The following is an 8016-nucleotide window of genomic DNA, read 5'->3' as shown; positions in this document are numbered from 1 at the left end:
GGGAGGACGGGCCGCCACCCGGGCCGGCCCGGCTCACCGCCCGGCCGATCCCGCCCGGCCGATCCCGCCCGCCGCCCGGGCACCGGACCGCAGTCACCGGCCACCCGGGCGACGACCCGCCGTCACCGGCCGCCCGGAGGCGGCCCGCACGGCACTGCTCGCACCCCACCACCTGACCTCGAACTCGCAGCACCCGGAGGAACCCCCCATGCCCGTCACCGACTTCGGCGCCGACGAACCCGTCGGCTACCGGCCCGAGTCGACCGCCCCGCAGGACTTCGACGCGTTCTGGCAGCGGACCCTCGCCGAGACCCGCGCGCAGGGCGGGGCGGTCAAGGCCGAACGCGTCACCGCGCAGTACGGGCTGCGCACCGTCGAGGTCGACGACGTGCGCTTCCCCGGCTGGAACGGCGAGCCGGTGGCCGCCTGGCTGCTGCGCCCGCGCGGCGTGGACGGGCCGCTGCCCGTCGTCGTCGGCTACCAGGGGTACAGCGGTGGTCGCGGCCTGCCCACCGAGCACCTGTTCTGGTCCGCGGCCGGCTACGCCCAGCTCGTCGTCGACAGCCGGGGCCAGGGCCACGACACCCCGGACCGGGGCACAGGCGACGGCACCCAGTGGGTCGGGGGCTTCATGACCAAGGGCATCGACTCCCCCGAGAACCACTACTACCGGCGGCTGATGACCGACTGCGTGCGCGCCGTGGACGCCGTCGCGCAGCTGCCCGGTCTCGACGCCGGCCGGATCGTCGTGGCCGGCGGCAGCCAGGGCGGCGGCCTGGCCCTCGCCGTCGCCGGACTCAGCGGGGACCGGGTGGCCGCCGTGATGCCGGACGTCCCGTTCCTGTGCCACTACCGCGAGGGCGCGCAGACCGCCCTGGACGGTCCGTACCAGGAGCTGGTCAGCTACCTGCGCTGGCACAGCCGGGAGCGCGTGACCCCGACCTTCGCCACCCTCGCGTACTTCGACGGCGTCCACTTCGCCCAGCGGGCCACCGCACCGGCGCTGTTCAGCGTCGGCCTGATGGATCCGATCTGCCCGCCCCGCACCGTCTACGCCGCCTTCAACCACTACGCGGGCGAGGACCGCACCATGACGGTGTGGCCGTTCGCCGACCACGCCGGCGGCTGCGGCTCGAACCCGCCCGCCCAGCTGGCCTGGCTGCACGAGCGCGGGCTGGCGCCGGACGGCGCCGCATGAGCGCCCCGTTCCCGGACCTGCCCGCCGGCTTCCGCTTCGGCGCCGCCACCGCCGCCTACCAGATCGAGGGCGCCCACGACCGGGACGGCCGCGGCCCGTCCATCTGGGACACCTTCAGCCACACCCCGGGCCGCACCCTCGGCGGCGCCACCGGCGACACCGCCTGCGACCACTACCACCGCTACCCGGAGGACGTGGCGCTGCTGCGCGGACTCGGCGTCGACGGCTACCGCTTCTCGATCTCCTGGTCCCGCCTGCTGCCGCAGGGCACCGGCCCGGTCAACGCCAAGGGCCTGGACTTCTACGACCGGCTGCTCGACGAACTGCTGGCCGCCGGGATCGCGCCCGCCGCCACCCTGTACCACTGGGACCTGCCGCAGGCCCTGGAGGACCGGGGCGGCTGGCGGGTCCGGGAGACCGCCGAGGCCTTCGCCGAGTACGCGGCCGTCGCCGCCGAGTGCTTCGGCGACCGGGTCGAGCGCTGGATCACCCTGAACGAGCCGTTCTGCTCCGCCTTCGTCGGCTACGCCGAGGGCCGCCACGCGCCCGGCGCCCGGGAGGGCCGCGGGGCGCTGGCGGCCGCCCACCACCTGCTGGTCGGCCACGGCCTGGCGGTCCGGGAGCTGCGCGCCGCCGGCGCCCGCGAGGTCGGCGTCACGCTCAACCTCGACCGGCTGCACGCCGCCTCCGACCGGCCCGAGGACCTCGCCGCCCTGCGCCGGGCCGAGGTCCTGCACAACGAGGTCTGGACCGAGCCGCTGTTCGCCGGGCGCTACCCCGAGCACGAGCACGCGACCTGGGCGGGCCTGGCCGACGGCCCCTGGCGCCGCCCCGAGGACCTGGAACTGATCGGCGTGCCGCTGGACTTCGTCGGCGTCAACTTCTACCGGCCGGTCACCGTCGAGGCCGCCCCGCACCGCGAGGCCGACCCTGAACGGCGCACCGCCACCGACATCGGCGTCGCCGAGACGGACCCGTACGGCACCCGGCTCACCACCATGGGCTGGCCGGTCGTCCCGGCCGCGTTCACCGAGCTGCTGTGCGGGCTCGACGCCCGCTACCCGGGGCTCCCGCCGATCTGGATCACCGAGAACGGCTCCGCCGAGGCCGACAGCGTCACCCCCGACGGCCGGGTGCACGACGCGGAGCGGATCGACTACCTGGCCGGCCACCTCGCCGCCGTCGCCGACGCCGTCGCGGCCGGCGTGGACGTGCGCGGCTACTACGTCTGGTCCCTGCTGGACAACTTCGAGTGGGCCCGCGGCTACGAGCAGCGCTTCGGCCTGGTCCGCGTCGACTACCCCACCCTGACCCGAACGCCCAAGGACAGCTACCACTGGTACCGGGGCCTGATCACCGCGCACCGCGCGCGGACGGAGGAACCCGCACGATGAAGTTCACCGACGGCTACTGGCTGATGCGCCCGGGCGTCACCGCGCGCTACGCCGCCGAGGTCGCCGACGTCCGCACCGGCGAGGACCGGATGACTCTCTACGCGCCCGTGAGACACGTGCGCGGCCGCGGTGACACGCTCAACAGCCCACTGCTGACCGTCGAGTGCTGGTCCCCGGCCGAGGGCGTGATCGGGGTGCGCACCACCCACCACGCCGGTTCGGTGCGGCGCGGCCCGGAGTTCGCGCTGCCCGGCGCCGAGCCGGGGGCCGGCAAGGTGCGCCGGGACGGCGAGGTGGTGGAGCTGTGCACCGGCGAGCTGACGCTGCGGGTGGACACCTCCCGGCCGTGGCAGCTGGAGTTCACCGCCGGGGGCCGGGTGCTGACCACGGCGGGCGAGCGCGGCACCGGCTTCGTCACCGACGCCGAGGGCCGGCACCACATGCTCGGACAGCTCTCGCTGGGCGTCGGCGAGCTGGTCTACGGCCTGGGGGAGCGGTTCACCCCGTTCGTCCGCAACGGCCAGACCGTGGACATCTGGCAGGCGGACGGCGGCACCAGCAGCGAACAGGCCTACAAGAACGTGCCGTTCCACCTGACCAACCGGGGCTACGGCGTCTTCGTCAACCACCCCGGGAAGGTCGGCTACGAGGTCGGCTCCGAGGCCGTCGGCCAGGTGCAGTTCAGCGTCGAGGACCAGTCGCTGGAGTACTTCGTCGTCCACGGCCCGACCCCCAAGCGGATCCTGGAGCGCTACACCGCGCTCACCGGCCGCCCCGCGCTGCCCCCGGCCTGGGCGCTGGGCCTGTGGCTGACCACCTCCTTCACCACCGAGTACGACGAGGCCACCGTCAGCCGCTTCGTCGGCGGCATGGCCCAGCGCGGCATCCCGCTGAGCGTCTTCCACCTCGACTGCTTCTGGATGCGCGAGTACCAGTGGAGCGACTTCGCCTGGGACCCGGACACCTTCCCGGACCCGGCCGGAATGCTGGCCCGGCTCAAGCAGCAGGGGCTGCGGATCTCCGCCTGGATCAACCCGTACATCGCGCAGAAGTCGGAGCTCTTCGCCGAGGGCATGCGCGAGGGCTACCTGGTACGGCGCCCGGACGGCAGCGTCTGGCAGTGGGACCTGTGGCAGCCGGGCATGGCCCTGGTGGACTTCACCAACCCCGCCGCCACCGACTGGTACCTCGGCAAGCTGCGCACCCTGCTGGACGTCGGCGTGGACTGCTTCAAGACCGACTTCGGCGAGCGCATCCCCACCGACGTGGTCTGGCACGACGGCTCCGACCCGGAGCGGATGCACAACTACTACACCCAGCTCTACAACCGGGCCGTGTTCGAACTGCTCCGCGAGGAGCGCGGCGAGGGGGAGGCGCTGCTGTTCGCCCGGTCCGCCACCGCGGGCGGCCAGCAGTACCCGGTGCACTGGGGCGGCGACTGCGAGTCGCACTTCAACGCGATGGCGGAGTCGCTGCGCGGCGGACTCTCCCTCGGCCTGTCCGGCTTCGGCTTCTGGAGCCACGACATCGGCGGCTTCGAGGGGACGCCGACCCCCGCCGTCTTCAAGCGCTGGGCCCAGTTCGGCCTGCTCTCCTCGCACAGCCGGCTGCACGGCAGCAAGTCGTACCGCGTGCCGTGGGACTTCGGCGAGGAGGCCGTCGAGGTCACCCGCGAGTTCACCCTGCTCAAGCACCGCCTCGCGCCGTACCTCCAGCGCGCGGCCCAGCAGGCGCACGCCACCGGCGTGCCGGTGATGCGCGCGATGGTGCTGGAGTTCCCCGACGACCCGGCCGCCGCCGCGCTCGACCGGCAGTACCTGCTCGGCGACGACCTGCTCGTCGCCCCGGTCTTCACGGAGGACGGGACGGTCGAGTACTACGTGCCCGAGGGCACCTGGACCAACCTGCTGACCGGCGACCAGGTCACCGGCCCGCGCTGGGTGCGCGAACGGCACGGCTTCCACACCCTGCCGCTGCTCGTCCGCCCGGACGCGGTGATCCCGCTGGGGGCGGACGACCAGCGGCCGGTGTCCGCCTGGGCCGAGGGCGTCGAACTGCGCGTGCACGCCTTCGCGGACGGCGCCGAGCGCACCGTGGTGATCCCGCGCGCCGACGGCCCCGGCGAGAGCGCCCGCTTCCAGCTGCGCCGCACCGGCGACCGGCTCCGGGTGACCACCGACAGCCCGCACCCCTGGCAGCTGCGGATCGGCGGGCCGGACGGCGCGCTGCACGTCAGCCCGGCCGGGACCCGCGAGGCGGACCTGCCCTTCCCGGCCTGAGGCCGGATCCGACCCGAGGCCCCGCACGCCCCCGCACGGGCGCGCGGGGCCTCGCCCCCTTCCTGCGCAATGTCTTGACGGTGCATCGGCAAGTGGCCATAGTGATGCCCGGTTCCGGCGTGACCAGGGAGTCCCCGCTCCATTCTTCCGCCCATCCCATCGACAGAATTGTTAACGCTAACAATTCTTCCCGGTGTCGACGACGGCCGGAACCGAACCGCTCACCTCACACCCCACCCTGTGAACGGAGTACTTCATGATCGGATCGTCGATCCGCAGGGCCCGGCGGGCCCTGCTCGCGGTCGGTGCGACCGCCGCGCTCGCGGCCGGCCTGCTCACCGCCACGGCCGGGACCTCGCAGGCGGCCACCCAGGGGCCGTGCGACCTCTACCGCGCCGGCGGCACGCCGTGCGTGGCGGCGCACAGCACCACCCGGGCCCTGTACGGGGCGTACGGCGGCCCGCTGTACCAGGTCAGGCGCGCCTCCGACAACGCGACCAGGGACATCGGCCCGCTGAGCACCGGCGGATACGCCGACGCCGCCGCGCAGGACTCCTTCTGCGCCGGCACCGGCTGCGTCATCACCGTCCTCTACGACCAGTCCGGCAAGGGCAACCACCTCACCCAGGCGCCCGGCGGCGGAGCGGCCGGCGGTCCGGACAACCTCGCCAACGCCTTCGAGGCGCCGGTCACCGTCGGCGGGCACAAGGCGTACGGCGTCTACGTCGCCCCCGGGACGGGCTACCGCAACAACCACACCAACGGCATCGCCACCGGCGACCAGCCCGAGGGCATGTACGCCATCTTCGACGGCACGCACTTCAACGGCGGCTGCTGCTTCGACTACGGCAACGCCGAGACCAACAACCTGGACACCGGCAACGGCCACATGGAGGCCCTCTACTTCGGCGACAACAAGAGCTGGGGCTCGGGCAGCGGCAACGGCCCCTGGGTCATGGCCGACCTGGAGAACGGCCTGTTCTCCGGGGTCAACCGCGGATTCAACGCCAACGACCCGAGCGTCGGCAACCGGTTCCTCACCGCCATGCTCAAGGGCGGCCCGAACCGGTGGGCCCTGCGCGGCGGCGACGCCCAGTCGGGCGGCCTGTCCACCTTCTACAACGGCGTGCGCCCCAACGCCACCGGCTACGACCCGATGCAGAAGGAGGGCGCGATCATCCTCGGCATCGGCGGCGACAACAGCAAGTGGGCCCAAGGCACCTTCTACGAAGGGGTCATGACCCAGGGCTACCCGTCGGACGCCACCGAGAACGCGGTCCAGGCCAACATCACCGCCGCCGGCTACCGCAGCGGCTCGACCGGCACCGGCACGCTGACGCCCGGCTCCCGGATCTCCCTGCGGGCCACCACCGCGCCCTGCTGCACCTCGCACTACCTCCGCCACGACGACGCCGACAACAAGGTCGTCATCTCCGGCACCGACTCCTCCAGCCCGGCCACCGACAAGGCCGACGCCACCTGGATCGTCCGCGCCGGCCTGGCCGACAGCTCCTGCCTCTCCTTCGAGTCCGTCAACGCCCCCGGGCGGTTCCTGCACCACTACGACTACGAGCTCTACCTGGACTTCGACAACGGCGCCGCCGCCTTCGCCCAGGACGCCACCTTCTGCCCCACCGCGGGCAACAGCGGGGCCGGTACCTCCTTCCGGTCCGTCAACTTCCCGACGAAGTACCTCCGGCACTACGAGTACACCGCCTACATAGCGAGCAACGGCGGCGCCAACGGCTGGGACAGCGGCACCAGCTGGGCCGCCGACACCAGCTGGCTGGTCGCCCAGCCCTGGGGCTGAGCCACCAGGCGGCACCACCGCGCACCGGCCCGCCACCGCTTCGCCGGCGGTGGCGGGCCGGGCCACGACGAACCGCGTGACCCCACCCCGACCGACCCGGAGGAGCCGAACCTTGTCCTACAGCATCCGCGCGGGCGCCCTGGAACGGCACACCGCCGCAGAGATCCTCCGCATCGAGCCCTGGGGGCCGGACGCCGTCCGGGTGCGGGCCTCCTCCGGGACCATCGATCCCACCGCCCCCGGGGCCCTGGAGGACCCGCGGCCCGCCCCGCACGCCGAGGTGTCCGTGTCGGACGACGGCTCCGCCCGCCTGGTCAACGGCGGCATCGCCGTCGAGGCCGCGGCGGACGGCCGGCTGCGGTTCGTCGATGCCGGGTCGGGCCGCGAACTCCTCGCCGAGCGCGGCCCGTACGCGCACCATGACGGCTCCCGCGTCCACGCGGCCGGCGGCCGGACGGAACAGTCCTTCGAGGCCTACGACGGCGAACGGCTGCACGGCCTGGGGCAGCACCTGCACGGGCGGCTGGACCAGAAGGGCTGTGTGGTCGACCTCGTCCAGCGCAACACGGTGGCGGCCGTCCCCTTCCTGCACTCCTCGCGCGGCTACGGACTGCTCTGGAACAACCCCGCCACCGGCCGGGTCGAACTGGGCGCCGACACCACCCGGTGGACCGCCGACGGCGGCGGGCGCATCGACTACTGGATCACCGCCGGCGGTACCCCGGCCCGGATCCTGGACTCCTACACCCGGGCCACCGGCCGCCCGCCCCTCCTCCCCGCATGGGCCTCGGGCTTCTGGCAGTCGAAGCTGCGCTACCGCACCCAGGACGAACTCCTGGCCGTGGCACGGCAGTACCGGGAGCGGGGACTGCCGCTGTCCGTCATCGTCTGCGACTTCTTCCACTGGTCCCGGATGGGCGACTGGCGCTTCGAGGAGAGCGAGTGGCCCGATCCCGCCGCCATGGTCGAGGAGCTGTCGGACCTCGGTGTGAAGCTCGCCGTCTCGGTGTGGCCGACCGTCGAGCCGGGCAGCGACGCGTACGACGAACTGCGCTCGGCCGGGCACCTCGTCCAGGACACGGCCGGCAATCTGCTCACCTTCCCGTGGCCGTCCCGGTTCGGCGGGGACGCGCCGATCCGCCCGATGGCGTACTACGACGCCACCCACCCCGGAGCGCGCGCCGCGCTGTGGCGGCGGCTGAACGACAACTACCGTTCGCACGGCGTGGCGTGCTTCTGGTTGGACGCCTGCGAACCCGACGTGCCCCCGGGCCTCGCCGAGCGCGCCGTCTACGCGGCCGGGCCGGCCGCCGGGGCCGCGAACCTCTACCCGCT

At 73.5% G+C, this 8016-nt stretch carries 5 protein-coding genes; all 5 read left to right on the top strand.

The window, feature by feature from the left end:
• The first annotated feature begins 208 nt into the window (after positions 1 to 208).
• Entirely contained in the window at positions 209 to 1198 is a 990-nt protein-coding gene (locus ABZW03_RS32610) for an acetylxylan esterase (RefSeq protein ID WP_355266408.1), read from the top strand.
• Positions 1195 to 2592, top strand: coding sequence for a GH1 family beta-glucosidase (locus tag ABZW03_RS32605; RefSeq protein WP_355266405.1), 1398 nt, complete (start codon positions 1195 to 1197; stop codon positions 2590 to 2592). Before ABZW03_RS32610 ends, ABZW03_RS32605 begins: the two co-directional genes overlap by 4 nt.
• Entirely contained in the window at positions 2589 to 4871 is a 2283-nt protein-coding gene (gene yicI, locus ABZW03_RS32600; protein WP_355266402.1) for an alpha-xylosidase, read from the top strand. Before ABZW03_RS32605 ends, yicI begins: the two co-directional genes overlap by 4 nt.
• 256 nt (positions 4872 to 5127) lie before the next feature.
• Positions 5128 to 6681, top strand: coding sequence for an alpha-L-arabinofuranosidase B (locus ABZW03_RS32595; RefSeq protein ID WP_355266399.1), 1554 nt, complete (start codon positions 5128 to 5130; stop codon positions 6679 to 6681).
• 112 nt (positions 6682 to 6793) lie between these two features.
• The coding region (locus ABZW03_RS32590) for a TIM-barrel domain-containing protein (protein WP_355266396.1) at positions 6794 to 8016 on the top strand (1223 nt) is incomplete at its 3' end.

This window comes from Kitasatospora sp. NPDC004799, from assembly GCF_040609095.1.
Taxonomy (GTDB): Bacteria; Actinomycetota; Actinomycetes; order Streptomycetales; family Streptomycetaceae; genus Kitasatospora.
Note: the sequence above shows the minus strand (reverse complement) of the source record. Positions and strands in the feature narration are given on the sequence as shown.

Bases quoted from the DNA above. Each gene is read 5' to 3' on its own strand.
- yicI (WP_355266402.1), top strand. From the start codon at position 2,589: ATGAAGTTCACCGACGGCTACTGGCTGATGCGCCCGGGCGTCACCGCG.
- ABZW03_RS32605 (WP_355266405.1), top strand. From the start codon at position 1,195: ATGAGCGCCCCGTTCCCGGACCTGCCCGCCGGCTTCCGCTTCGGCGCC.
- ABZW03_RS32610 (WP_355266408.1), top strand. From the start codon at position 209: ATGCCCGTCACCGACTTCGGCGCCGACGAACCCGTCGGCTACCGGCCC.
- ABZW03_RS32595 (WP_355266399.1), top strand. From the start codon at position 5,128: ATGATCGGATCGTCGATCCGCAGGGCCCGGCGGGCCCTGCTCGCGGTC.